At 65.8% G+C, this 25,287-nt stretch carries 28 protein-coding genes and 1 riboswitch; of the genes, 9 read left to right on the top strand and 19 right to left on the bottom strand.

Annotation, left to right across the window (positions count from 1 at the left end; genetic code table 11):
- Positions 1 to 11: 11 nt before the first annotated feature.
- Both AC5WEY_RS07855 and dacB read right to left on the bottom strand, forming a co-directional pair.
- Positions 12 to 1,094: a zinc-dependent metalloprotease gene (locus tag AC5WEY_RS07855; RefSeq protein ID WP_495645364.1), complete on the bottom strand. Its 1,083-nt coding sequence runs from the start codon at positions 1,092 to 1,094 to the stop codon at positions 12 to 14.
- A complete protein-coding gene (gene dacB / locus AC5WEY_RS07850; protein WP_495645363.1) occupies positions 1,091 to 2,494 on the bottom strand; it encodes a D-alanyl-D-alanine carboxypeptidase/D-alanyl-D-alanine endopeptidase in 1,404 nt (467 codons plus the stop codon). The genes AC5WEY_RS07855 and dacB overlap by 4 nt, the downstream gene beginning before the upstream one ends.
- Positions 2,495 to 2,637: 143 nt before the next feature.
- Here dacB and AC5WEY_RS07845 point away from each other — a divergent pair, with 143 nt between their 5' ends.
- Both AC5WEY_RS07845 and AC5WEY_RS07840 read left to right on the top strand, forming a co-directional pair.
- On the top strand, positions 2,638 to 3,129 hold the full coding sequence (locus AC5WEY_RS07845) for an inorganic diphosphatase (protein WP_032380124.1): 492 nt from the start codon (positions 2,638 to 2,640) through the stop codon (positions 3,127 to 3,129).
- A gap of 63 nt (positions 3,130 to 3,192) precedes the next feature.
- On the top strand, positions 3,193 to 3,651 hold the full coding sequence (locus AC5WEY_RS07840) for a PAS domain-containing protein (RefSeq protein WP_057476715.1): 459 nt from the start codon (positions 3,193 to 3,195) through the stop codon (positions 3,649 to 3,651).
- A gap of 37 nt (positions 3,652 to 3,688) precedes the next feature.
- Here AC5WEY_RS07840 and AC5WEY_RS07835 read toward each other — a convergent pair whose 3' ends face one another.
- The 3 genes from AC5WEY_RS07835 to AC5WEY_RS07825 are packed head-to-tail and all read right to left on the bottom strand — an operon-like array spanning position 3,689 to position 6,117.
- Entirely contained in the window at positions 3,689 to 4,765 is a 1,077-nt protein-coding gene (locus AC5WEY_RS07835) for a GGDEF domain-containing protein (protein ID WP_495645362.1), read from the bottom strand.
- Positions 4,766 to 4,823: 58 nt separating this feature from the next.
- On the bottom strand, positions 4,824 to 5,288 hold the full coding sequence (locus AC5WEY_RS07830; protein WP_057476716.1) for a MarR family winged helix-turn-helix transcriptional regulator: 465 nt from the start codon (positions 5,286 to 5,288) through the stop codon (positions 4,824 to 4,826).
- A gap of 1 nt (position 5,289) precedes the next feature.
- A complete protein-coding gene (locus AC5WEY_RS07825) occupies positions 5,290 to 6,117 on the bottom strand; it encodes a crotonase/enoyl-CoA hydratase family protein (protein ID WP_495645361.1) in 828 nt (275 codons plus the stop codon).
- 119 nt (positions 6,118 to 6,236) lie between these two features.
- On the opposite strand from AC5WEY_RS07825, the gene AC5WEY_RS07820 reads away from it, so the two are divergent.
- Entirely contained in the window at positions 6,237 to 6,734 is a 498-nt protein-coding gene (locus AC5WEY_RS07820; RefSeq protein ID WP_057476718.1) for a 2-oxo-4-hydroxy-4-carboxy-5-ureidoimidazoline decarboxylase, read from the top strand.
- A gap of 21 nt (positions 6,735 to 6,755) precedes the next feature.
- On the opposite strand, the gene AC5WEY_RS07815 is transcribed toward AC5WEY_RS07820, so the two are convergent.
- Positions 6,756 to 6,980: a DUF6480 family protein gene (locus AC5WEY_RS07815; RefSeq protein ID WP_057476719.1), complete on the bottom strand. Its 225-nt coding sequence runs from the start codon at positions 6,978 to 6,980 to the stop codon at positions 6,756 to 6,758.
- A 28-nt stretch (positions 6,981 to 7,008) separates the two neighbouring features.
- Positions 7,009 to 7,653 carry a TetR/AcrR family transcriptional regulator gene (locus tag AC5WEY_RS07810; protein WP_082520887.1) on the bottom strand — a complete coding sequence of 215 codons (645 nt, stop codon included), beginning with the start codon at positions 7,651 to 7,653 and terminating at the stop codon, positions 7,009 to 7,011.
- Between the two features lie 72 nt (positions 7,654 to 7,725).
- Between AC5WEY_RS07810 and AC5WEY_RS07805 the strand changes: the two genes are divergently transcribed.
- From AC5WEY_RS07805 to AC5WEY_RS07795, 3 genes are read left to right on the top strand one after another with little or no spacing between them, the layout of a single operon-like run.
- The gene (locus tag AC5WEY_RS07805; protein WP_495645360.1) at positions 7,726 to 8,730 is read left to right on the top strand and encodes a hypothetical protein; all 1,005 of its coding nucleotides are present in this window, start codon (positions 7,726 to 7,728) and stop codon (positions 8,728 to 8,730) included.
- 4 nt (positions 8,731 to 8,734) lie between these two features.
- On the top strand, positions 8,735 to 9,709 hold the full coding sequence (gene alc / locus AC5WEY_RS07800; RefSeq protein ID WP_057476721.1) for an allantoicase: 975 nt from the start codon (positions 8,735 to 8,737) through the stop codon (positions 9,707 to 9,709).
- A 53-nt stretch (positions 9,710 to 9,762) separates the two neighbouring features.
- A complete protein-coding gene (locus AC5WEY_RS07795) occupies positions 9,763 to 10,236 on the top strand; it encodes a YbaK/EbsC family protein (RefSeq protein WP_057476722.1) in 474 nt (157 codons plus the stop codon).
- An 18-nt stretch (positions 10,237 to 10,254) separates the two neighbouring features.
- Here the strand turns inward: AC5WEY_RS07795 and AC5WEY_RS07790 are convergent, their stop codons facing one another.
- The 3 genes from AC5WEY_RS07790 to AC5WEY_RS07780 are packed head-to-tail and all read right to left on the bottom strand — an operon-like array spanning position 10,255 to position 12,245.
- On the bottom strand, positions 10,255 to 10,758 hold the full coding sequence (locus AC5WEY_RS07790; protein WP_495645359.1) for a hypothetical protein: 504 nt from the start codon (positions 10,756 to 10,758) through the stop codon (positions 10,255 to 10,257).
- 17 nt (positions 10,759 to 10,775) lie between these two features.
- The gene (locus AC5WEY_RS07785) at positions 10,776 to 10,904 is read right to left on the bottom strand and encodes a hypothetical protein (protein WP_254925613.1); all 129 of its coding nucleotides are present in this window, start codon (positions 10,902 to 10,904) and stop codon (positions 10,776 to 10,778) included.
- 9 nt (positions 10,905 to 10,913) lie between these two features.
- A complete protein-coding gene (locus tag AC5WEY_RS07780) occupies positions 10,914 to 12,245 on the bottom strand; it encodes an aminotransferase class V-fold PLP-dependent enzyme (RefSeq protein ID WP_057476724.1) in 1,332 nt (443 codons plus the stop codon).
- Between the two features lie 53 nt (positions 12,246 to 12,298).
- A riboswitch (SAM riboswitch) is annotated at positions 12,299 to 12,414 on the bottom strand.
- 195 nt (positions 12,415 to 12,609) lie between these two features.
- Between AC5WEY_RS07780 and AC5WEY_RS07775 the strand changes: the two genes are divergently transcribed.
- Positions 12,610 to 16,539 (top strand): Pls/PosA family non-ribosomal peptide synthetase, encoded by a 3,930-nt coding sequence (locus AC5WEY_RS07775; protein WP_495645555.1) that lies wholly within the window; start codon positions 12,610 to 12,612, stop codon positions 16,537 to 16,539.
- Between the two features lie 2 nt (positions 16,540 to 16,541).
- A complete protein-coding gene (locus AC5WEY_RS07770; protein WP_156399440.1) occupies positions 16,542 to 17,879 on the top strand; it encodes a M1 family metallopeptidase in 1,338 nt (445 codons plus the stop codon).
- Positions 17,880 to 17,966: 87 nt separating this feature from the next.
- Here AC5WEY_RS07770 and AC5WEY_RS07765 read toward each other — a convergent pair whose 3' ends face one another.
- The 4 genes from AC5WEY_RS07765 to AC5WEY_RS07750 form a co-directional block, all read right to left on the bottom strand.
- Positions 17,967 to 18,587: a hypothetical protein gene (locus AC5WEY_RS07765; protein WP_495645358.1), complete on the bottom strand. Its 621-nt coding sequence runs from the start codon at positions 18,585 to 18,587 to the stop codon at positions 17,967 to 17,969.
- Between the two features lie 70 nt (positions 18,588 to 18,657).
- The gene (locus AC5WEY_RS07760; protein ID WP_495645357.1) at positions 18,658 to 19,269 is read right to left on the bottom strand and encodes a copper chaperone PCu(A)C domain-containing protein; all 612 of its coding nucleotides are present in this window, start codon (positions 19,267 to 19,269) and stop codon (positions 18,658 to 18,660) included.
- A 94-nt stretch (positions 19,270 to 19,363) separates the two neighbouring features.
- Complete coding sequence (locus tag AC5WEY_RS07755) at positions 19,364 to 20,614, bottom strand: MFS transporter (protein WP_495645356.1); 1,251 nt, start codon at positions 20,612 to 20,614, stop codon at positions 19,364 to 19,366.
- Positions 20,611 to 21,267: a GntR family transcriptional regulator gene (locus tag AC5WEY_RS07750; protein ID WP_495645355.1), complete on the bottom strand. Its 657-nt coding sequence runs from the start codon at positions 21,265 to 21,267 to the stop codon at positions 20,611 to 20,613. Before AC5WEY_RS07750 ends, AC5WEY_RS07755 begins: the two co-directional genes overlap by 4 nt.
- Before the next feature lie 136 nt (positions 21,268 to 21,403).
- On the opposite strand from AC5WEY_RS07750, the gene AC5WEY_RS07745 reads away from it, so the two are divergent.
- A complete protein-coding gene (locus tag AC5WEY_RS07745) occupies positions 21,404 to 22,543 on the top strand; it encodes an epoxide hydrolase family protein (RefSeq protein ID WP_495645354.1) in 1,140 nt (379 codons plus the stop codon).
- A gap of 8 nt (positions 22,544 to 22,551) precedes the next feature.
- On the opposite strand, the gene AC5WEY_RS07740 is transcribed toward AC5WEY_RS07745, so the two are convergent.
- The 5 genes from AC5WEY_RS07740 to AC5WEY_RS07720 form a co-directional block, all read right to left on the bottom strand.
- On the bottom strand, positions 22,552 to 22,749 hold the full coding sequence (locus AC5WEY_RS07740) for a hypothetical protein (RefSeq protein ID WP_397522129.1): 198 nt from the start codon (positions 22,747 to 22,749) through the stop codon (positions 22,552 to 22,554).
- A gap of 112 nt (positions 22,750 to 22,861) precedes the next feature.
- The gene (locus tag AC5WEY_RS07735) at positions 22,862 to 23,272 is read right to left on the bottom strand and encodes a DUF2752 domain-containing protein (protein WP_495645353.1); all 411 of its coding nucleotides are present in this window, start codon (positions 23,270 to 23,272) and stop codon (positions 22,862 to 22,864) included.
- Between the two features lie 31 nt (positions 23,273 to 23,303).
- Positions 23,304 to 23,645: a plastocyanin/azurin family copper-binding protein gene (locus AC5WEY_RS07730; protein ID WP_495645352.1), complete on the bottom strand. Its 342-nt coding sequence runs from the start codon at positions 23,643 to 23,645 to the stop codon at positions 23,304 to 23,306.
- Between the two features lie 23 nt (positions 23,646 to 23,668).
- Positions 23,669 to 24,643, bottom strand: coding sequence for a HEAT repeat domain-containing protein (locus AC5WEY_RS07725; RefSeq protein ID WP_495645351.1), 975 nt, complete (start codon positions 24,641 to 24,643; stop codon positions 23,669 to 23,671).
- 9 nt (positions 24,644 to 24,652) lie between these two features.
- Positions 24,653 to 25,285, bottom strand: coding sequence for a HEAT repeat domain-containing protein (locus tag AC5WEY_RS07720; protein ID WP_495645350.1), 633 nt, complete (start codon positions 25,283 to 25,285; stop codon positions 24,653 to 24,655).
- Between the last annotated feature and the right edge of the window lie 2 nt (positions 25,286 to 25,287).

Below are 25,287 nucleotides of genomic sequence, written 5' to 3'. Positions count from 1 at the left end.
AGGCAGACGCACTAGCCCAGAACTCGGGCGATCCACGCGTCCGGATCCTCGATCTCCGACAGCAGCGGCAGCGTGTCGGGGCCGGTCCACACGGTGTTGAAGCGTTCCATCCCCACCGCCGCGACGACGTGATCGACGAAGGCCTTGCCGCGCACGTACTGGGCCATCTTCGCGTCCATGCCGAGCAATGCCCGGACGACGCGTTGGAGCGGGCTGACCTTGCGTCGTCGCCGCTGATCGAATGCACCGCGAATCTGCGTCACGGTCGGTACGACGGCAGGCCCGACGGCGTCCATCACGTGGTCGGCGTGGCCCTCGAGCAGAGTGCCCAGCACCAGGAGGCGGTCGATGGCGTCGCGCTGCGGCTGAGGTTGGGTGGCGCGCAACAGACCGACGATGCCCGCGTCCTCCGACTTCGTCGTTCCGCTCGGATTCTTGCGGGCCTTCAACGCCCCGGTCAACCGATTGGCGACGTCCGACAGTGGCTCGTCGGAACCGTCGGAGAGCACCCCCACGTTCTCGCGCATGTAGCCGCCGAGCCACGGTGCGGAGGAGAACTGCACACGGTGCGTCACCTCATGCAGGCACACCCACAGGCGAAAGTCACTGGGAGACACGCGCAGCGCGCGTTCGACGGCAATCACGTTCGGCGCGACCAGCAACAGCGTTCCGTTCTCCCCGCTGAACGGATCATACTGTCCGAGAATGGCACTGGACAGAAACGCCAGCATCGCGCCCGCCTGTAGGCCTGCGGGCTTTCCGCCGAGGAGGCCCGACGGCGGCGTATCGTCGTCGTCTCCGGTGAGGTGCTTCATGGACGACGCGGCCGCCGCGATCCAGCCTGCTCGATCGACCACTTGGGCGTCGGGAACCGGAAGTCCGTCGGCCAGACCGGTGGTCTCACGGACCGGCCCCTCGGCTCGAATCGATGCGGCCGCAAGCTCTTCCACGGCCGCCTCGGCGGTGTAGCGCGAGGTGGCCGGACCCGGGCGGGCCAGCTTGGCCCCGGCTTTCGCGGCTACCGACCAATCGACTGCACCGGCGAACCCGGACGTGCTCTCGTTCTCGTCGGCGCTTGCTGCTGCTGACTTCACTGGCAACCACACAATCTCAAGGTCGATGCGACGGCATCGAGGGCGGGGCGACTGACCTCGGGTGGTCGGTCGTTCGACATCAGCGCGAACGTCAGAACCCGGCCGTCTACATCGACGACGTATCCGGCGAGAGCGCTTGCATTGGAAAGGGTTCCGGTTTTGGCCCGCACCCACCCCGCTCCGGTTCGATCCCCCGAGGCATACCGATCCGACAGCGTTCCGGTGGCACCGGCGACGGGCAGGTAGTCGAGCATCGGACGCAACGTCGGCTGCTGCGCTCCAGCGGCCGAGGTCAGCACCTGATCGAGCAGTCGAGCCGGAATCTTGCCGTCCACCGACAGACCACTGGCATCCTCGAGAGCCAACCCGGCCATGTCGAAGCCGGCCGCGTAGAGCGTCTGCCCGATGGCTGCCACCGCGCCGGAAAAGCTTGCTGCCGTGTTCATGTCGATCGACAGTTCGCGTCCGACCGCCTCCGCGAGGACGTTGTCGGAGCGATAGATCATCTGCTGCAAGCGGTTTCGCAGTGGGGCGGACTGTACCGACGCGAGCTGGTCGGCACCCTCCGCGGCCGTACCCGTCGTCACCGCGGCCGGATCGACGCCCAGTCCTGCCGCCAGTGCGCGGCCCGCGTCCAGCGCCGGGGTGGTGCTTCGGGGCGACTCGTCGACCAGTGGATCGGACCGTCCGCCGTCGAGCATGATCGGTTCGATCGGCGTGATCGAACCAGCGGCGATGTCGGCGGGAAACCAGCCCTGCGCCATCGTGTCGCCGGAGTAGATCGAGGTGTCCACGCTGATGCTGCGCACCGTCGTTCCGCTGCGGCGGATCTGCTCCACCAGGTCGTCGATACGGGCCGCCCCCGGGTAGAACCCGACGGTGCCGACCGGCAGTGCGGTGAGCGTGGGGTCTCCGCCTGCGATCAGGACGATGTTGCCTTCGCCGTTGCCCTGCACGACGCGGGTGGCGACGCGGTGGTCGGCAGGGAGCGCCAGCATCGCCGCGGCGGCGGTGAGCACCTTGGTCGTCGATGCCGGCGTCATCGGCGCATCGGGGTTCCGGGACCACAGCACCTGGCCCGTTTGTGCATCGGCGACGGTTCCGGTGAAGGTGCCGAGATCGGAATCGTCCACCACCCCGGCCAGCGCATCGGCCAGCCCGGCCGGGCTCGGCGAGGGTGCGGACTCCGGAAAGGGGGTGATCTGCGGGTTCGGCAGCACGGTGTCGGGCGGCGGCGCGATCGCGGTCTCGGCACCGTCGGACACCGAGGGGAGCACGAGCGCGGCAGTCGTCACGGCGAGGATGACCACGAACACTGCGCACAGCGTCAGGATCAACCGCTTCTTCCTGCGCCGCCGGCCCGCTGTGGGACCGAGGAACCGCCGTGTCAGCCCCGCCACCGTTCCTCCGTCATTGCCGTGGTCGTACCCATGAACGTCCAGTCAACAGTATCCTCGGGTCCGGTAGCCTTTGCGCCGCCACCATCGACACATTCGCAACCGCTCGGGCCGTTCCGGCTCGACGAAGACAGTGAGGACTGCACGTGCCGTTCGACGTCACCATCGAGATCCCCAAGGGGCAGCGCAACAAGTACGAGGTCGACCACGTCACCGGACGTGTGCGCCTCGACCGCTACCTCTACACCGCGATGGCGTACCCAGCCGATTACGGCTTCATCGAGAACACGCTCGGCGAGGACGGCGATCCGCTCGACGCACTGGTGCTGCTGCCGGAGTCGGTCTACCCGGGTGTCATCGTCGAGGCGCGCCCTGTCGCGATGTTCAAGATGGTCGACGAGGCCGGCGGTGACGACAAGGTGTTGTGCGTACCGGCAGGCGACACCCGCTGGGATCACATCCAGGATCTGAGTGACGTATCGACGTTCGAACTCGACGCGATCAAGCATTTCTTCGTCCATTACAAGGATCTCGAACCCAACAAGCACGTCACCGGGGCAGACTGGGTGGGGCGCGCAGAGGCCGAGGCCGAAATCGCTGCATCCTTCAAGCGCTTGACGGACAATCCGGGTCACTGATCGTTTCGGCACTACACACTTCGCTTCGGCCGCGCGCCGACGAAACACAGTTTGGGGAGACCTATGACCGACAGCAGTTCCAACGGTGCCCCCGGTGATCGGCGCAATCTCGACTCGCGGCCGATCTCGGATCCGACGCAGTTTCCCGATCTGCCGGTGACGGTCGTTCTCGACCGGATTCCGGTGCCGATCCTCGCTGTCGATCCCAGCGGTGCGATCGTGTTCGCGAACGAGGCCTTCGACGATCTGTTCGGCCTCGACCGCACCGAACGCGTGGACTTCCACCTGCACGACATCTTTCCGGACCGGGCACCGGAGGGGGTCAACGTCGCAGACATGTTCCTGACGACAGTGGCCACCCGCGCGGATTCGCTGTGGCGAATGACCGACAAGACCGGCGACGTCGTTCAGGTACGCGCCAGCAAGTCGATCCTGCGCCGCACCGAGGACACCATCGTTCTCGTCGCGCTCGAGGATTTCACGGACCAGTTGTGGAACGACCCCAAGAGCGCATTGCGCTGATCGTTCTCCCCGAACGAGTGACGGTGTGTGCCGGCGATCAATCGCCGGCATACACCGTCGTTCTGTTTCCACCCGCGTGCTTCGACTCGTACATCGCCGTATCGGCGTCGAGCAGCACGTTGTGCACCAGCTCGGCTGCACCGTAGGAGGACACTGCCGCCCGCCAGCGAGCGGCATCGAGCACGGCGACACCGACGCTGACCGTGACCGGCACGTCGTCGCCCGAATCGTGCACCGACTCACGGATACCGTCTGCGAGGTGGTCGGCCGAGTACTCGCAGACCGGGACCGCGATCGTGAACTCCTCGCCCCCGGTGCGCGCGACGCAGGGCCGTCTACCGGTCGCGGTGGTGAGGCGCCGGGCCGTTCGGCGTAGGACCCGGTCCCCCATGGCGTGACCGTAGGTGTCGTTGACCCGCTTGAACTGATCGAGATCGACCACCATCAGCGCCACCGACTGCTCGTCGGTCAACCGGGCCATCATTCGGTCCAGCCGCAGTTCCAGGCCTCGCCTGTTGAGCAGACCCGTCAGGGAGTCGGTGTTGGCGAGGTCGAGCTGGCGCTGAATGACGGCTCGGAACGCCAGCACCGAGTTGACCACCAACACGGTCACCAGGGCCCGCGCGACGATCGACGCGGGATCGTCCGGCTGCTCGACGACGGCCAGCACAGCGAGCAGAAGAATCACGGTGTTGACGAATGCGGTGTGGAACTTGAGGACGTTGCGCCGCGAGAAGTAGGCGATATAGGTGCCGATGACCGAGAACAGGGCTGCGCCGTAGAGGGCCAGATCCCGGTCGTCGAAGGTCAGCAGCATCACGGACACGCCGACGTCGGCGTAGACCACGAACCACCCTGGCATGTGCGACGCGTCGACCGAGCGTAGCCACCACCAGGCTCCCACCGGGATCGTCGAGAGCAGCACCGCTGTACACGCTGCGACGGCGGCCGGGCCGACGGGTCCGTCGGAGGACAGCATCACGATCACACCGATCAAGCCGAACGACGGCACGAGAACTGCGATGCCTCGGGCAACGCGGCGTTCGAGTCGAACCGAACCCGATTCCGATCCCGTGCCGGAGGACTGGGGAGGTCTGTCGTGATCGGTTGGCACCACATTCCCTCCATCCGTTACGGCAGTGACATCCGACGCGTTTCCGGTCTTTCGCGGCTCAGACGTTACCCGCGCGCTGATCGGGCAGGTCCAGCCTGACGGTTTCGTAATCGGTCAAGAATCGATCCAACAGCCCCACCAGCGCCGATCTGTCGTCCCGGTCCCATTTCTCGATGACTCTGCCGAGTGACTCGGTTCGGCGTTCCTGAATCGCCGCGGCCACTTCCCGGCCCGACTGGGTCACCGCGAGGACGAAGGCCCGGCCGTCCCGCTCGTCGGGCAACCGCTCGACGTGGCCCAGTTCCACGAGCTGAGCCACCTGTCTGCTCACCGTCGACGGGTCCGAATTCACCATCGCGGCAAGCTCGCTGGACCTCATGGGTCCGTCACGCAAGAGCCGGAACAGGCAGACGTACGCGGCACCCTCGACGCCACCCGACGACGAGATCTGCGCGATGTTGCGCTCGCGTAGTCGCTGTAGTCGAACCAGCTGCGTACCCAACTCCTCGGCGAACTCGACCACGTCAGCTACCGGTGAACTGAGCCGGCCGCTTCTCGAACACCGAGGTGATCGCCTCGGTGAGGTCGTGCGAGGCGAGGAAAGCGGCATTCCAGGCGGCGACGTATCGCAGCGAGTCGTCGACACCGGAGGAGCGGGAGTGGTCCAGTACGGTCTTGATGCCCTGCACCACCAGCGGCGGATTGGCGGCAATGGCCGCGGCGCACTCACGGGCGGCGGCGAGGGTGGCATCGTGATCCTCGAACACGTCGTTGACCAGGCCGATCTTCTCGGCGCGGGCCGCGTCGATGTCCTTACCTGTCAACGCGAGCTCGCGGAGGTGGCCGTCGCCGATGATCGCGGGGAGCCGGGCCAGAGACCCCATGTCGGCGACGATCGCCACTCGTACTTCTCGCACGCTGAATTTCGCGTCGGCGCTGGCGTATCGCACGTCGGCGGCGGTGATGAGGTCGACGCCACCGCCGATGCACCAACCTTGGATCGCTGCAACGACGGGCTTGCGGCAATCCGCGACGGCGTTGATCGCCTTCTGCATCGTCTTGATGGTGTCGTGGAAGGACGTTCGCGGACCGGCCAACGCCTTGTCTGCCATGAGAGGACCGAACGTGCCTGCCATCGCGGCCAGATCCAGTCCGTAGGTGAAGTTCTTGCCGGAGCCTGCGAGCACCACTGCCCGAACCTCGGGGTCGGCGTCGAGCTGCGTGAACAGCTCGGTGCTCTCGGTCCAGAAGTCGGGGCCCATTGCGTTGCCCTTGCCGGGCCCGAGGAGTGTCACTTGCGCGATGTGGTCCGCGATCTCCACGGAGAAAGCTTTCCAGGTACGTTCCGTCATGGTTGCGAGCCTAGCGGGATCGCCGAAGATTGCCGCACCGCATGTTACGGCGCGTAACGTCTGCGCTAAGTCCCTGCTCAGCTCTGGTATGTGCAGCGCAGTCGGCCCACTATCTACACATGCTGATGCACCAGGGACTGGGACTCGAGACGTTCAACGACCTGCCGCGTCGCAAGGCAGTGCATGCGCTGTACGAGTGTTGCTGCTCGGTGGCGTGGGCGTCCAGGGTGGCCGACGGCCGCAGCTATCGCTCTCGCGCCGACCTGTTCTCCGCAGCCGACGCCGAACTGGCCGAGCTGTCGGACGGCGACATCGATGCACTGGCAGCGACGTTGCCGGAGCCCGGCAAGGTGTGTGCGGCCATGGATTCGGACACCCGCGGAGCGCTGGTCACGGCTGCTCGCGCCTACGACGAGCGATTCGGATTTCCGTACGTTGCCAGTGTGATGTTCGGACCCGAGGGGTTCGAGCCGCGCGAGATCTTGGTGGACCTGGGACACCGACTCGACAACGACGACCGGACCGAGCGCAAGATCATGCGCAACGAACTCGCGGAGATCAACCACATTCGACTGAACCGCCTTCTGGGCCCCGAGGGTGGTTGGCCTCGGTACTGAAAATTTGAAATCGCCGAGCTTTCAGCCGAACAGGCCGACGACGCGACCGATCAATCCACCGGCGATCACAATGGCCAGCAATGCCACGATGCAGATGATCGCGATCGGCATGACCCGGCTGCGCTGCGGCGGTTCGTGATTCGGTCCACCGACTGCTGTCTCGGCTGGAGGAGTGTCGCCCGGCGTCACGCCACCGCCTGGTTCGAGTCCGGCAGTCTCATCGGGATCGGGATTCTGAGCAGTCATGTTCCCGTAGTACCCGGTCGCTCTTCCCTCAATCGAGATGTGCTCTAGCTATCGCTCCGGCGAACAGTTCGGATACCGCGTCGGCGATCACGCCCTCGTCGATGTCTTCCGGATCCACCGAGTGTTCGACGGCCAATCCGGAGATCAGGGCCGTCAGTGACGTCGCGACGCGTCGGGCATCGAACTTCTCGCCGACGCCCCATTGGTCCGCGCGTTCGGCAATCAGTCGTTCGAGCTCGCGCCGCAGCGCTCGACGGTCGGTGCGGTAGCGCTCGGCGACGGCCGGGTCGCGTCCGGCGAGGATGCCGAACTCGACGGTCAGAAGCGGCCAGCGGGGTTCGGCGACCACCCACGACGCGATCTCGTTACCGCCCGCTCCCGCTGCCGCGCCGGAGTCCAGATCGGAAATGTGGGCCAGCACGCGGGCCGCGAGGTCGAGTGAGCGTTTGGCGAGCAACTCGGCGAACAGGGCTTGTTTGGACTCGAAGTTCGAGTACACGGCCCCCTTGGTGAAGCCGGCGCGATTCGCGATATCTGCCAGTTTTGCTGCAGCATAACCTTTTTCGGTGAACTCATCGGCAGCGGCGGCGAGCAATCGGTCTTGTACGTCGGCTCGCTGCGGTCGTCGCTGCGACTGTGTCGGCCCCCACTTTTCTTGCTCCTCGGCAATCACGATACCTAGAGTATTGAATACCTCGGGTATCGACAAGGCTCGCGGGTCTCGACACGGTTCAGGAGTTCACCCATGCGCAAGATGTCACTGCTCGCCGCCGCAGTCCTGGTGCTGCAGCTCGGATTCATCCTCAGCTACGTCTCGGCGTTCCATCAGCCGACGCCACACGCAATCCCGATCGCGGTGGTGACCGAAAGCGGCCTCCCGGAAGGACTCGATCAGCAGACTGCCGATCGTCTCGACGCCATCGACGGCGCGCCGCTCGACGCACGCACCGCAGCCGATACCGCCGAGGTCCGCTCGCTGCTCCGCGACCGGGACATCATCGGGGCCTTCGTCGTCGGTGCGAACGGAACGGACACGCTCATCACCGCCGGCGCGGCAGGTAGTTCCGAGGCCACCGCCTTGCAATCGATCTTCAGCGAGGTGGAATCCGCACAAGGCCGTCAGTTCGTGGTTCGCGACGAGATCCCGGTCGGAGTGCACGACAACCGAGGGTTGACCGGTTTCTACCTCTCGGTCGGCTGGGTCGTCGGCGGCTATCTGCTGGCCGCCGCATTCGGTTTACTGATCGGGGCACCGTCCTCGCGTCGCGAAACCTGCATTCAGGTCGGCATTCTCGCGGTGTACGCCCTCGCCTCCGGTGCGCTCGGAGCGTTCCTCACCACCCACGTTCTGGGAACCTTTGCCGGTCACTGGTTTGCACTCACCCTGCTGGGTACCGGCGTGGTCTTCGCCACCGGACTGGTCACCATGGGCCTGCGCGCCCTGATCGGTGTGGCCGCGGTTCCCGCCGCGATCGTATTGTTCGTGATCCTCGGAAACCCCAGCGCCGGAGGAGCTTTCGGGTCCGAGGTGCTGCCGTCGCTCTACGCCTCGATCGGGCGCTGGATCACCCCCGGCATCGGCACCGAGGGCGTGCGCAGCATCGTGTACTTCTCCGGCACGGGGCTGGGGCAGCCGGCACTCGGACTGGCGCTCTACATCCTGGTCGGGGTGGCACTCCTGGGTGCCGCGGCACTGCGGCGTCGGCGTGCACACAACCCGGTGAGCTCACGCGAGACCAGTAAAGTGTGATCCCATGACTGCCACCTTCCCCCTGCCACTGCCCGATCTCGCCGTCCGCACTCTCGGAGGCGCAGTCGTGTGGGCGAACGACGAGACGTTCGCGGAGAAGGAGAATCTCGTCAGTCCGGGCAAAGCCGACTATTCGACGGCGACGTTCGGGCACAAGGGACAGATCTACGACGGTTGGGAGACGCGGCGGCGACGCGAGGCCGGATACGACGAGGCCATCGTGCGTCTCGGGGCACCCGGCGTCGTCTCGGCGATCGTCGTCGACACCTCGTGGTTCACCGGCAACTATCCACCGGAGATTTCGATCGAGGCCGCCGAGGTCGAGGGGTTTCTCTCGCCGGACGAGCTACGCACGCAGACCGAGTGGACCACCATCGTCGCGCGTAGTCCGGTCAACGGTGACAGCGAGAACCGATTTCAGGTCACCTCCGACGCCCGCTGGACGCATGTGAAGCTGTCGATCTATCCCGATGGCGGAGTGGCTCGCCTGCGGGTCCTCGGACGCGGCAAGCCCGACCCCAAATTCCTCGCGGCCGGCCCGGTCGACCTGGCCGCACTCGAGAACGGTGCCCACGTCTCGGCGTGTTCCAACATGTTCTACAGCTCCCCCAACAATCTGCTGTTCCCCGGTCCTCCGCGGTCGATGGGCGAGGGCTGGGAGACCTCGCGTCGACGCAACGACGCGAACGACTGGGTCCAGGTGCAGTTGGCGGGTGCCGGACTCATTCGGCTCGCAGAGCTCGACACCACGTGCTTCCTCGGCAACGCGCCGGGTGCCGCGTCGTTGCGCGGCCGGCTCGGGGACGGCGAGTGGATCGAGCTGTTGCCACGAACGACGTTGCAGCCCGACACCCGGCATCGCTTCGTACTCGACCACGACACTCCGGTTTCGGAGGTTCGACTCGACATCTTTCCCGACGGCGGCATGGCGCGATTGAGACTGTTCGGTGATCTCGCGGGAGTGGAGCCTGCGGAATGACCCAGTTAAGCAAGCTCTCTGCGTAAACGGCGTCGGGGCAATAGCATTGGCTCATGTCCCGGCTACTTCATCCGAATGCAGCCCATGTTGCCGACACTCTGATTTCTCGTGGTCATCACGGGGTGGTGGTGAACAGTCCGGAGGGCACCCACACCGCCGCCGATGCTGCTGCGGCACTCGGCGTCGAGGTGGGTGCGATCGTGAAGTCGATGGTGTTTCTACTCGACGACGAGCCGGTGTTGCTGCTCGTGTCCGGAGCCCACAACGTGCACCTCGAGCACACGGGTGAGCGCCTCGGTGGCAGGCTGGCGCGGGCCGATCTCGACACGGCAAAACACGCGACCGGGCAGCCGATCGGTGGTATCGCCCCGGTCGGTCACCCCACGAACCTGGATACGTTCGTGGATCAGGATCTGGCCGGGTTCGCCGAGGTGTGGGCCGCGGCCGGCCACATCAACACGATTTTTCGGTCCACGTACACCGAGTTGTTGCGGATCACCGCAGGCTTGGCGATCGACGTGACCTGACCCCGCCGACGTCGAACCTCAGGATGCGAGCGTGGGTGCGATGCTCGATGCGCCGAGGACCTCGTCGACCGTGTCGACGTCGAAGCGAGTACCGCGAGCGCCGAGCAGCGGCAGAACCCCGGAGCTCAGGAATGTCGACTGCCGATTCACGTCGTCGTGGACCTGCAGCGTCACCCCGTCGGCGACGTCGGCTGCGGTGACGTCGGAGATCAGACTGGCCAACCCCGACGGCGTGCCGACGTAGCGGATGGACGACGGGCTGATCGGCGCGTCCAGCCCGCCGAACTCACGGCGAGCCGTCCGCGCATCGGCCGCGATGTGTACCTCGAGGTCGAGGAACACCGCCGTGCTGTCGGCCGACTCGCCGCGCTCGACGGCTTCGGCGCGTAGCCGCGCGCGTTGCTGCTGCGCTTCCCGCAGGTCGGAGGCTTGGATCCGGACAATGTTCGCATCCGGACCCACGGTCAGTTCGGACCAGATCTCATCGAATTCGACGGCGATGCGAGTGTGGTTGTGCGACATGAGTGGTGGTCCTGATTCTAGAAGTCGGAGAACGCATTCGGTCGGAGCGGAGCCGAAATCGAACACGAGCCGGACGCAGTGCGGCACAGATCCACATATCTGTTGCACCAGTGGCGGTTGCCCAGCCACGCGACACTCACGGTCATGACGCCATGCTAACCGTCCGAGGGGGTGCACGGGGATCCAACCCCGGCGGCACCATCAGCAAGGTCGGGGAACGGTCGCGGGTCGGGTACGGGGTTCCACCAGCCGGCGTCCTCCGCGTAGTCCCAGTTCGGTCCCGACTCGACCAGGGCGGCAAGCGCGTCGACGAGTCGGTCGACATCGGCCGAGGAACTGCCGAGACCGATGCTGGCTCGAACCGCGCCGTCCGCATGGCCCAGCCGGCGGAGCAGCGGGTGCGCGCAGAACTTTCCGTCCCGCACTCCGATGCCGTGCTCGGCGGAGAGGTACGCAGCCACCTCACCCGGGTCGCGTCCGGCCACCGTGAAGGTGACGATGCCGACGGTATCGGGCGCGTCGGCCCACACCTGCAGCAGTTCGACGCCGTCCAGATCAGCCAGGCCGCACCGCAGTCGGGACGACAATTCGTGCTCGTGTGCCTGCAGCTCGGCGTCGTCGAATCCTGCAATGGCCTCACAGGCTGCGGCCAGTGCGGCCACTCCGAGCACGTTGGGGGTGCCGGCCTCGTGGCGCTGAGGCGCTGGGGCCCACTCCGTGTGATCGATGCTCACGCTCCGAACCGCACCGCCACCGGCCAGGTGCGGCTCACCGGCGTCGAGCCAATCACGTGTGCCCACAAGCACTCCCGCCCCGAACGGGGCGTAGAGCTTGTGCCCGGAGAAGGCGAGGTAGTCCACGCCGAGTGCCGCGATGTCTATGCGGCGATGCGGAACGAGCTGAGCACCGTCCACTGCAATCCTGGCACCGTGGCGATGCGCCAGTGCGGCGAGTTCCGCAATGGGGAGGACCTCACCAGTGACGTTAGATGCCCCCGTGATCGCCAGCAGCGCAGCGGGTTTCGCGGCCAGTTCGGCGTCGAGACGCGCGATGGTCTCGGCCAGTGACGATGCGGCCACCACCACTCGGCGATCACGCCACGGAAGCAGGTTCGCATGATGCTCGATATCGAGCACCACGGTGTCGCCCGGCACACACGCAGCCAGCAGGTTGAGCGAGTCGGTGGTGTTCCGCGTGAACACCGCCACCGAATCATTCTGCGCACCAACAAAATCGGCGACAGTTACCCGAGCCTTCTCGTATGCGGCCGTCGAGACCCGCGAGGCGTAGCCGGCACCTCGATGCACGCTCGAGTAGAACGGCAGCAGTTCCGCGATCCGATCGGTCACTGCCGCCAGGGCCGGTGCGCTGGCCGCGTAGTCGAAGTTGGCGTAGGTGCACGTGCCACCCTGAACCAGGGGTACCTGCAGATCCGTGCCCGAAACAGGGGCAAAAGGAGCACAGGGGCGGGAAAGTACAGACGTCATGACAGATCAAGCCCTCACGTTCGAGGGACCCGCAACCGAAGAGTTCGTGAACGAGTCCGCGCTTGCCGCGCCGGTTTTCCGGCGTCAGCCTGGTCGTCACCCGGAGCACCCCACCGCGAAGGAGGGTTGCCGACCAGCAAGCCGGGGCTTGATGCTGGTACTCGTGACCGTGGGCAGAACCATTGCAAACCCGCTGCAGTTTTGTCAAGCCGGGACTCACACGTCTGCAGCAGTAGGATTTCCGCGGTAGGAGCGTGCGCTCGTTCACCTGCTGGCAAACAGAACGTGAGATAACCAACGGCGCTGCTGCTCGCCAGCACTACAGAGTCACTTGCCAACGAACGAGAAGGACGCCCGGTTGTCTGTGCATCAAGAGAACGATCTGCCGGGTTCGAGCGCGGACATCGCGCCTGCCCCGGCGGCGTTTCTTCGCTCGTCGCTCGCTCCTCCCGCCCGGACGCTCATCGACGTTCTCCGCGAGACCGCCCATCGCTTTCCCGACGCCCCGGCAATCGACGACGGCGCGGTGTCGGTCAGCTACTCGGAGCTGTTGGACGACATCGCCGAGGGCGCTCAATGGCTCGCCAATGCGGGCGTTCGGCGCGGCGATCGCGTCGGCATCCGTATGCCGTCGGGTTCTTTTTCGCTCTACGTGGCCATTCTGTCCATCCTTGCCGCCGGTGCCGCGTACGTTCCGGTCGACGCGGACGACCCCGAAGAGCGTGCCGAGCTCGTCTTCGGCGAGGCCAAGGTCACGGCCATCGTCACCGCAGGCGGTATCGCGGCCGGTACCGCCCCGAAACAAGACGTACCCCAGGACGCCGCCCGACCGCCTACCCCCGAGGACGATGCCTGGGTCATCTTCACCTCGGGTTCGACGGGTACGCCCAAGGGCGTTGCGGTCAGTCATCGCAACGCGGCGGCGTTCGTCGATGCCGAGGCGCGCATGTTTCTACAGAAGGATCCGTTGGGCCCAGGTGATCGCGTACTCGCCGGCCTGTCGGTGGCGTTCGACGCCTCGTGCGAAGAGATGTGGTTGGCGTGGCGGCACGGTGCGTGCCTGGTGCCCGCGCCGCGGTCGCTGGTGCGGTCCGGCTTCGATCTCGGTCCGTGGCTCGTCTCCCGCGACATCAGTGTCGTCTCGACGGTGCCGACCCTCGCGTCGCTGTGGCCCGCGGTCGCACTCGAGGCAGTGCGGCTGCTCATCTTCGGCGGCGAAGCCTGCCCCCCGGAGCTGGCCGAGCGACTCGCCGTCGAGGGCCGCGAGGTCTGGAACACCTACGGCCCCACCGAAGCAACGGTCGTCGCGTGCGCGGCCATCATGGACGGGAAGGGTCCCGTCCGCATCGGATTGCCGTTGGACGGGTGGGACCTGGCGGTGGTCGACGCGTCGGGCGCTCCCGTGCAGGTGGGTGACATCGGTGAACTCGTCATCGGTGGCGTCGGTCTGGCGCGGTATCTCGATCCGGCCAAGGACGCCGAGAAGTACGCGCCGATGCCCTCCCTCGGTTGGGAGCGGGCTTATCGCAGCGGCGATCTGGTCAAACTCGAACTCGAAGGCCTGCTCTTCCAGGGCCGCGCCGACGATCAGGTCAAGCTCGGTGGTCGACGCATCGAACTCGGCGAGATAGACAATGCGCTGCAAGCACTTCCGGGCGTCAGCGGTGCCGCCGCGGCCGTGCGCAAGACCGGTGCGGGTAACTCGGTTCTCGTCGGCTACCTCGCCAGTACCGACCCCGATTTCGATCTCGAAGCCGCCCGAACGCTGTTGGCCGAGCAGCTGCCGTCGGCGCTGGTTCCACGGCTCGCGTTGGTCGAGGAGATGCCCACGCGCACCTCGGGCAAGGTCGACCGCAATGCGCTGCCGTGGCCATTGCCCGGCTCGGCGGGCGCGTCGGCTCTCGGCGGCACGGCGGGGTGGGTGGCGCAGCTGTGGACCAACATCCTCGGCGCTCAAGTCAACGACGAGAACGCCGACTTCTTCGCCAACGGCGGCGGATCCTTGTCGGCCGCGCAGCTGGTGACAGCGTTGCGCGAGCGGTTCCCCGAGGTCACCGTCGCGCAGTTGTACGACCATCCCCGATTGGGTTCGCTCGCACAGTATCTCGACGACCTGAAGCCGGTGGTCGAGGCAATTCCACGTGAGGTCGCCCCCACATCGCGCACCGCCCAGTGGGCACAGATTCTGGCGACGGTTCCGTTGACCACCTTGACCGGGTTGCAGTGGGTCACCTGGTTGGGGTTGCTGTTCAACGTCATGTCGTGGTTCGGCGACGTGTCGTGGGCTCCGACGCTGTCGTGGTGGTGGATTCTGCTGGCATTCCTCTTCTTCATCACGCCGGTCGGGCGAATGGCGATCTCGGTGATCGGATCTCGCATCCTGTTGGCCGGATTGAAACCCGGCGCGTACAAACGCGGCGGCAGCATGCACATAAGACTTTGGGCGGCAACACGATTGACCGATGCCAGCGGTGCCTCCAATCTTTCGGGTGCGCCGTGGATGGTCTACTACGCGCGGGCTCTCGGTTCGAAGATCGGCAAAGGCGTCGACCTGCACACGCTGCCGCCGGTCACCGGCATGCTCGAGCTGGGCGACGGCTGTTCCATCGAGCCCGAGGTGGATCTGTCCGGACATTGGATCGACGGTGATCTCGTCTACATCGGCGGCATCGAGATCGGTGCCGGTGCCACCGTCGGTGCCCGCTCGACACTCCTGCCTGGAACGAAGGTCGGCAAGAACGCGGTCGTCACCGCCGGCTCAGCCGTCGTCGGACGGGTGAAAGCCGGCCAGATGTGGTCCGGTTCGCCGGCGCAGAAGGTCGGCAAGGCCGATCATCCGTGGCCCGCCGAAACACCCCCGCGCGCAACCCATTGGGTACTCGCGTACGGCGTCGCATCCCTCTTCCTGTCCGGCATGGCACTGTTCTCCATCGGCGTCAGCCTCGTGCTGATGGGGTGGTGGATCCACACCGCCGACTCCGTGTTCGACGCCTTCCAACGTGGCTTGGTGATGTTGCCCGTCGCGACGCTGGTGTCGCTGGCGGTGTTCGCACTGATCACCGTCGTTGCGGTGCGCTTGCTCAGCATCGGACTCGTCGGCGGATACCACCCCGTGCGCAGCCGCATCGGCTGGCAGGTCTGGGCCACCGAACGGTTGATGGACTCGGCGCGCACGTTCCTCTTTCCGCTCTACGCATCGCTGCTGACGCCGCACTGGCTCCGACTCCTCGGCGCGAAGATCGGCAAGGACGTCGAAGCGTCGACCGTACTGATGATCCCCAAGTTCACCACCGTCGCCGACGGCGCTTTCCTCGCCGACGACACGATGGTCGCCAGCTACGAACTCGGCGGCGGCTGGATGCACCTGGGCGACGCCAAAGTGGGCAAGCGAGCGTTCCTCGGAAACTCCGGCATGACCGGGCCCGGGCGAACCGTGCCGAAGAACGGCTTGGTCGCGGTGCTGTCCGCGACGCCGGACAAGGCGAAGTCGGGCTCGTCGTGGCTCGGTAGCCCACCGGTGCGACTGCGTCGAGCGGCCGGTAGCGCGGACTCGTCGCGCACGTTCGATCCGCCTCGGAAGTTGAAGATCGCCCGTGCCCTCGTCGAGACGTGCCGGTTGATTCCCGTCGTCGTGACGTTCGGGATCGGGCTCGGAGTGCTGTTCGGTCTCACCGCCATCGCCGAGTCCGTCGGGTACTGGTTGGCTGCGCTGCTCAGTGGCATCGTTCTACTCGTCGCCGGTTTCGTGGCCGCGGCGGTGTCGGCGTTGGCGAAGTGGTTGTGGGTGGGCCGGATCGGCAAGACCGATCACCCACTGTGGAGCTCGTTCGTGTGGCGCAACGAGGTGGCCGACACGTTCGTCGAGACCGTCGCCGCGCCGTGGTTCGCGCGCGCGGCCGAGGGCACCGCGGTGCTCAACATGTGGCTGCGGTGGCTCGGTGCCGACATCGGCCGCGGTGTGTGGTGCGAGACGTACTGGTTGCCGGAGGCCGATCTGGTGACGTTGGCCGACGGTGCGACCGTCAACCGAGGGTGCGTTGTGCAGACGCACCTGTTCCATGATCGGATCATGTCCATGGACACGGTCGATCTCGGCGCAGGGGCAACCTTGGGACCGCACTGTGTCGCATTGCCCGCATCGGGTATAGGTGTTGGTGCGACGGTTGGCCCTGCCTCCCTGGTGATGCGCGGCGATACGGTTCCCGCGCATACTCGTTGGCAAGGCAATCCGATCGCGCCGTGGGCCAAGGGTGATCCCTTTCCGCGTATTCGCGACGACCGAAACGAGGGGTGATCGTGGCAGGCAGGCTGGTGGCACCGGTGTTCGACGTCGATTCCAGTGACAACCCCATCGATACGTATCTTCCGCAGAACGGCAACCGCGGCTACCGCGTCTCACGCTACGAGCTCGACCTCGAGTACAAGGTGGAGAGCAACCGGCTGGCGGGCAAGGCGAAGATCACCGCCGTCACCACTGCGACGGTGTCGAAGTTCGCGTTCGATCTCGGCCCGGCGATGAACGTGTCGAAGGTATCGGTCAACGGGTCGCGTTCGGTGAAGTTCAGCCACCAGCGCGGCAAGCTGAAGATCACGCCGGCAAAGCCCATCGCGTCGGGCGCGGCGCTGGTCGTGACGGTGACGTACGGCGGAACTCCGAAGCCCATCAACGGTTCGTGGGGTGAGGTCGGTTGGGAGGAGCTCACCGAGGGCTCGCTCGTCGCCAGTCAGCCGAACGGTGCCGCGTCGTGGTTTCCGTGTGACGACCATCCGGTGTCCAAGGCCAGCTACGGCATCACCATCACCACCGATTCGCCGTACTACGCGGTGGCCAACGGAACGTTGGTACGCAAGCAGACTCGTGCCAGTCGCACCACCTGGGTGTACGAGCAGCCCGAGCCGATGGCCACGTACCTCGCGACCATTCAGATCGGTCCGTACGAGCATCGCATCGTGAGCCCGGGTCCGGTGCCGATGAAGGCGATCACTCCCCCGCGGCTGCGCGCACAGTTCGACCACGACTTCGGTCGTCAACCGCAGATGATGGACACCTTCGTACGGCTCTACGGCCCTTACCCTTTCGCGTCGTACACCGTGGTGGTGACCGACGACGACCTGGAGATTCCGATCGAGGCGCAGGGGCTGTCGATCTTCGGGGCCAATCACTGTTCGGGTTCCCGGTACTACGAGCGTCTGGTGGCGCACGAGTTGGCGCACCAGTGGTTCGGCAATTCGCTGACCCTCGGCAAGTGGGCCGACATCTGGCTGCACGAGGGATTCGCCTGCTACTCGGAGTGGATCTGGGCCGAGAACTCCGGCGGCGCAACGGCTCACGACAAGGCGAAGCGGGCGCACACCATTCAGCGCGGGCTCGAGATGGATCTGCAGCTCACCGATCCGGGGCCGGAGCGCATCTTCGACGATCGCGTCTACAAGCGCGGCGCGCTGGCCCTGCACGCACTACGACGCACCATCGGCGACGAGCGCTTCTTCGGACTGATCCAGGAATGGACCTCCAAGTACCGCTACTCCACCGTGGCAACCGCTGACTTCACCGACCTCGCCTCCCGCTTCGGTTGTCCCCGAACTCTGTGGGACGCATGGCTGATCGACAAGCAGCTTCCGTCGTTGCCGTAGTCCTCCGTCGCGAATCGGCTCCTCAGTTCCGAAAATCAGCCTGCAATCGGAGGCCTGAATCCAAGTCTGGGGAGCCGATTACCGTCGTCAGCGATACCCGAGCGACACGATCAACCCGGCGACGGCGCAGCCGTACAGTGCCACTGTCGCCAGTGCCTGCTTCCAGAAACCTTTCGGGAACGACGCCGCCCAGCGACCCTTACCGTCCAGGTAGAGGTCACACGGAAAGTCACTGATGGCCATGGCAGACCACGGCTGCTTCGAGTGAGCGAGCACCACACCGGTCGTGAACGGCAGTCCCCGAACGAACAGGTGACCGCACCCCTCCCCGGCCCGGTACCGCACCGCGGATTCGGTGACAATCCCTGTGTACCAACGTCGTTGGACGTTCCAGCCGGTGGCGTGCGCGAGGCGAAGATTGCCCGCGCCGCGCAGGGCGGTGTCCACGGTCTCGACGTCGGCGATCACTCCCCAGCGCAGCATCGACATCCACCGCACGCAATTCCCGACGCGGATTCCCAGGGCAATCAGCAACACGACCGTGAACACGTAGGGCACAAGCGCGGGATACCTGGACCAGCAGGCGGCTGGAACGATCACACCGATCAAGAACCAGTACGCCTCACGCCGGTTCCAGACGGTCGCGCCCGCGAGGGCCACCGTCGGAGGGACCCGATGGGGCGGGGCAGTGCGCGCGGACTGCAGCATGATGCCGCTGATCCTAGATCCGAACGGGTCGGCCCGCAGCGATCCGCCCCGTTCGGGCCGCCGACGTGCGTCACGGCGCGGGGGTGACCTCCGGAGGAAGGGGGCGCGCCGTGTCGGTCGACTCGCCTGGCTCGTATACGTCGAACGGGGCGTCGACGGTGACGGATCCTGCGCGCTCGAACTCGAAGGTGAATGGAATCGAGGTTCCCGGCGCGAGTTCTCCGTCTGCCAACTCGAGCGCCACGGTGAACGGACGGTCGGTTCCGTCGTCTCCAGCGTCCAGGTTCTCCACCGCCTGCCCGGCCGCGATGGACGTGCCCGGTTCGATGACGAGCTGGTCCGCCGTGGCGTCGATCGACACTGAAGTCGCTGCAGGAGAGGAAATCTCGAGAAGTCTGTCGGTCTCGGTCTCGGCTTCGTTCACGGCTGTGAATTCGAGCGTTGCGTTGCCGTACGCCGAGGCGGAACCCTCGGGTGTGGCACCGGTGAGTTCGGCTCCGACAGAGACATTCTGCAAGTCGATGGTGCCGACCTCCTCCGCTGCGCCGGAGTCCTGTGTGGTGACCGGGTCGTTCGAGCATCCGGCCAGAGCCCCGAGGGCGGCAACCGCCGCAAGCGCGGTGATCATGGACTCGGAGCCGAAGCGACGCCGACGGGCGGGAGCACGTCCGTTCGTATTCATGCACCGAGGGCTACCCAACGCCTTGTCGGACGAAACGGCTAGCTCCCCTCGTGCGCGTTTTGCGCCCCTCCAGGTACGCAAAACGCGCACGACCCTAGGGCAAGTGAGCAGACGTCTTCGATCGCACCACCAGGCCGCACATTGCGGCCATCACCGCGCCGAATCCGAAGATGATCGGGTAGGTGACCACTCCGGGCCAGGTCTCGGTGAGCGCCGACAGCACGGCGGGCACCGCAAAGCCCAGGTACGTCAGCGAATAGAACACCGCGGTGAGGCCGGCGAGGTCGTCGGGGCCCGCAATGCGTTGTACCTCTTGCAAACCCGAGACCAACGCCATGCCGTACCCACAACCGAGCACGGCCGCTGCGATCAAGGCCGCGGCGATGGTCAACACCGACGCAGCCCACGCCGCGACAGCCATACCGACCACCAACAGAGAGAGCGCAACCAGAGCGCCACGCGCATTGGCGGGTGTGTCGATCCGTCGTCCGACGGCCTGGATCGCGAATCCGGAGCCGAGGGCGATCACGGCCATCGCGGCAGAGAGTGCAACGGGGTAGCCGCCACCGGGCTCATCGGCCAACGCGTCGGCCATCAGTGACGGCAGCACCGCGTAGGCGACGCTCGCAGCACCGAACACCCACGGGGCCAACGGAAGCACGACGAACAGGAACCGTCGATGCGATGCGGACGGGATCCGAAGGTCGTCGAGCAGCTTCCGATTCTTCGATGCCACTGTCGCAGTCCTCGTTTCGGGAACAGAGAGCATGCCGATGCCGGCGACGATACAAATGAGCACGTGCACGCTGTAGGCGAGGTGCGTCGGCCACGGGGCCCACTGCGCGAGCACACCGGCGACTCCGGCACCGAGGGCGAAGCCCGCAGTCAGCGACATTGCGGCGCGGCGCGCTCCGGCACCCGGCTTGGCGGTGGCGTCGCGGCTGGAGAGCTCTTTGACCCAGCTACCGCCGACGGCCATTCCGATACCGAGCGCGATGCCGCTCAGCACGCGACCACCGAAGAGCATGTAGGCGTTGTCGGGTCCGAGTGCGATCAGAATGGAGCCGGCCGCGGCAATTGCGGGCGCGGGCAACATGATCGGGCGTCGGCCGAGTCGATCCGAGAGCGGCCCGCAGATCAACATCGCCGGGATGATGCCCAGGACGTACGCGAACAGGAACGTATCGACCACCACTGCCGAGAAGCCGTGATCGAGCCGGTACATCACCAGCAACGGCGTGAACTCGTTTCCGCCCCAGGCGACGGCGAACATGCCCGACGCGACCAGCAGCCAGCGCCGTGCCGTCGTGTCGATGTCTCGGTCGTTCGTGAGCGTTTCACTCATCGTGCTCCCCCTCTGTCCGGTCGTAGGCCGTGCACCCCGAGCATGTGTTGTTCGACGGCCCGCTCGAATTCGTCTGCGGCACCGGCCTCGATCAGGTCGGTGAGTCGGCGATGGTCGTCGACGATGCGGGAGATCTGGCCCGGATCGCGCGTCACCGAGGCCGCGGTCATCCGCCGCTGTCGCTCGCGAAGTCCGTCGTAGAACGCGTCGAGCAACGGGTTGCCACCGGCTCGAACGACGATGCGGTGGAAGTCGGCGTCGGCTGCACTGAACTGCGCGGCGGTGCCGTCGAGCGCCAACTTCTCCTGCAGTCGCAGGTTTTCGCGTAGTGCATCCACCACTTGTGAGCGGGCCCCCGCATCGTCGATGAAGGCACGGACGCTTCCCGCCTCCACCAATCGCCTCGCGTCGACGACACTTTCCGCCTCACCCACAGCGATCGGGACGATCAGAGCCCCACGCTTGGGGTAGAGGCGCATCCACCCTTCGACCTGTAGGCGGAGAAATGCCTCACGCACGGGCGTGCGGCTGATCTCGAGCCGGGCCGCGATTTCACCCTCGCTGACGAGCTCACCGCCGGGCAGATCACCCGACACGATGAGCTCTTTGACCGTCGCGTACGCCGTATCGGCGGCAGATTTCGTCTCGAGCACAACATAGATACTAGATGCGCATCACGCCGATACCAACCCGGGGCCCTCCCAGGGTTCACTCGACGCGACATCGAAGGTCGGAAAGCCACTGGCGATCAGGACAGACAATGTCCGCAATAGCTGCGAACGTACTGCCATGACCATCACCGAGTTCCCCGTCCCCTTCACGGTAGAGATCCCGCAATCCGACCTCGACGACCTGGCGCGACGCGTACGCGACGCCCGTCTCCCCGAACCTCTTGGTGCCGACGACTGGACCACCGGTGTCCCCATCTCCGTCCTGAAGTCCATGGCTTCGACGTGGATCGACGACTTCAGCTGGCGAGACGTGGAAAAGCAGATCGAGTCGTTCCCCCAGTTTCTGGTGGAGATCGACGGGCAGCGCATTCATTATCTGCACGTGCGATCGTCGCGGGCCGATGCCACCCCGATACTGCTGTGCCATGGGTGGCCCGGGTCGTATCTCGAGTTCCTGGAGCTCATTCCGCTCCTCACCGAGCCGGATGACGTGAACAGTCGACCCTTTGACGTCGTAGTTCCCTCCGTCCCAGGATTCGCATTCTCCATGCCACTGTCCGACGACGGGTGGACCACTGATCGGGTAGCGAAGGCGTTTGCGGAGTTGATGGGTCACCTGGAGTACGACTCGTACGTCGTGCAAGGTGGCGACTACGGTGCCGGCGTTGCGCCTGCGATGGGACGGCTCGATCCCGATCATTGCGCCGCGATTCACGTCAACGGTTCGATCGGCGCACCCCAGCAGGCGCCTGACGAAGAAGAGCAGAAGCGTTGCACCGAAGTCGAACTGGATCGCTACCGCCGCGTAGCGGACTTCTTGCAGTCCGAGTTCGGGTACATATCCATCCAGTCGACGCGGCCGCAGTTGATCGGTGCCGCAATGACCGACAGTCCAATCGGTCAGCTCGCGTGGATGCTCGACAAGTTCCGTGCCTGGACATACCCGTTCGACGCGGAACCGGACAGTCGCATCTTGGCGCACGTCACTCTGTACTGGCTCACTCGTTGCGCCGGTAGTGCTGCATACACCGTGTACGCAGCAGATTCCGGTGCCTGGGGCGAGAAGACGCTTAGGCCGTCACAACCAGTAGGTGCCATCATGTTTGCGCACGACATCGGCATTCGGCACCTCGCGGAACAGGAATTCCACATCGTGCACTGGACGGAAGTTCCCGATCACGGTGGGCACTTTGCCGCGATGGAGAACCCGGCTGAGTTGGCGGCGGATCTTCGGACTTTCCTCGGCGCGTTGAAATAGGAGCTAGGTCAGGGAACCCAGTGACGGGCGGCGATGTCGTCGATCACCGGGTCCCCGTCGGGGGCCGCGTCAAGTGCTTCGAGGTCGTCGCGCAGGGCATTCAGGCGCGGGTCGTCGCCCTCTGCCTGCTCGGCGGGTGTGCCTCCGTCGTCGGCGATCTGGGCGAGCAGTTTCGCCCGCACCCGATCTCGCAGTGAGTCGCTCATTCGTCGTCACCCTTCTTGAACACGCGTCGGGCCGTGGGGATGAGCGCGATGAGTACGCCCAGCAGCACGATGATCGAGAAGATTTGCAGCAACACAGCTACTCCCAGGATTGTCAGGTCGGGGCGAGTGCGCTGCCCCACGGAGTGTTGCGCACCACCGTGAAAGCAGCGAGAACAGCGATCAGGACGATCACCGTCGGACGGTCGAATCGCGGGCGCGGCATCGGACGGGCCGTCCAGCGCGATCGAACCCACAGTCCCCACACCCCGACCGCAAGGACCGCAAGGACAACCGCAACGACGTTGCTCGACGCAGCAGCCGCGAAGTCTCCGCGGCTGAGGTCACCCAGAGCGCGGGTGGCCCCGCATCCGGGGCACCAGAGTCCGGTCAGGGCATGAAACGGGCAGGGCAAGTAGGTCGAAGTTCGTGGATCGCGCACGTGCAGCAGCACTGCCCCACCGACAACCGCAGCGGCCACACCGAGGGGTGCGGCGATGCTGCGCGATCGGGTCGGTGCCGTCATGCTCACCAGTCCATCACGGTTCCAGCGTTCATCAGGGTTCAACGATGACTGTCGCCGTCATATCCGGATGCGGTGTGCAGTGGTAGGTGAACGTGCCCGCGGTGTCGAAGGTGTGGGTGAACTGGCCGGTCTCCATGAGCTGACTGCGAAACGAGTTGTCGTCGGCGACGACATTGTGCGCCATCCCTCGGTCCGCGAACACCCACGTGACGGTCTCTCCCACAGAGATCGTCAGAGACTGCGGCGAGAACATCCGGTCGGCGACGGTGACCTGATTCTCGGCAGCGGGTTCGGTGGGCGCGGCCGGGGTGGTGGCGGTGGAGCAGGCAGTCAACGTGATCATCAGTGCCGCGAACAATCCGAATGCCTTCATGAACTCGACGGTACCGAAAGGGATCATTCGCTCCGGCCGAGGATGTACTCGGCCGTCAGGGCGATCGATCGGTCCGCGTCACGGGTCAAACCCTGCAACGCCTGCACGGCTGCCGGTCCCGGAATGCTGGCCAGGGCTTGCGTCACTCGCAGTCTCACGGCGACATCGTCGATCCCGTCCATCAGAGCCGCAACTGTCGAGGAGTCGGATCCCAGCATTCCGAGTGCATCTGCGGCGTCCACATCGTTCGTTCCGTCGTGGACCATCTCGATCAGCGTCGGAACGGCGTCGGCAATTCCTCGGGCCGCCAGTTCCAGGGCAGCGACGCGTCCGATCTGCGCGTCGTCGTGGACCAACGCCTCACGCAACACCTCGGTGGCGTCGGGGTGGGCAATCTCGACGACGGTATCGACGGCGCGGCGACGCACCTCGGGGTCCGGTGAATCCAGGCCCTGCCGAAGTGGCGCGATCGCGTGGCCACCCGACTGTGCAAGAGCCCACCGAAGTGCGCCGGCCACGTTGGTTGCGGGTTCGCGCAGCACTGCCTCGGCCAGGGCCTCCGCCGGTACGGTCCGATCACCGACCGCCGCCAACGCTGCCGACTGCCGTTTTCCCGCACTCACCGAGTCCAGGTCACCGAGCAAACCGACGACGCCCAGCACGTCCTCCCAATCCTCCGGTCGGGCGCTCCCGATTCGACGCAGCCGCGTCAGCAGCTCCGTATCGCGGGCGATGCGCTCTTCGGCGCGGGCGGCGAGCTCGTCGACGAGAACCGCCGCCGCGAAGCTCGGATCGTCCAGCGCACGGCCGACGTCGTGCAACGACAGACCCAGCGACCGGAGCGATTCGACGTGGAACAGGCGTCTGACATCCTCCGGGGAGTATTCGCGGTAATCGGTACTGCTCCGCGAGGTCGGCTGAATCAGGCCGAGCCGGTCGTAGTGCCGCAGCATGCGCGCACTGACGCCCGATCTCCGCGCCACCTCACCGATCAACATCGTCCTATCTCACCCCGTCGGGTCGGCTGCGCCAAGTGCATCCACACGCTTGGCCTCGAACATTGCGAATCCGGCATCCGGGTCCAGCAACAGCGCCTCGGTGGCCCGAGCATGAGCGCGAACAACTTCATCCTTGCTCGACGCGGCCTCCCGCAGCATCGGCTCGATCACCGACCCGAGTGCCACCAGCGCGCGACTCAGACTGCGCTGCACCTCGCGCCCGCCTCGTCCCAGCTGAGTGGACAGCGTTGTCGCCAACCACTGCTCGCAGCCTTCGGGCACCAGGACGACCGACGCCCGCCACGCGCTTCGGGCCACCTCATCGTCGGCGTCGGAGATCAACGGCTCGGTGATCACCGGCCAGGCCGCACCATCCTTGACCTTCGACAAGGTGTGCAACGCCTGGCTGCGGGCCGGCGCCCCGCCGGTGCGCACTTCCTCCATCAGCCTGGGCACCGTCGATGCCGCGGGATAGCGAATCAGCGCCCACGTCAACATCTCCCGCACCTGAAAATCCGGTTCGACGGCACACCGCTCGATCAGCGCGTTCAGAAATTTCGGGTCGGGCGATATCCCGATATCGAGCGCAGTCCGGAGCCGCACAGACGAGTTCTGATGCCTGAGTAATTCGATCATGGCCATGA

The organism is Rhodococcoides sp. S146-33, assembly GCF_059489205.1.
Note: the sequence above shows the minus strand (reverse complement) of the source record. Positions and strands in the feature narration are given on the sequence as shown.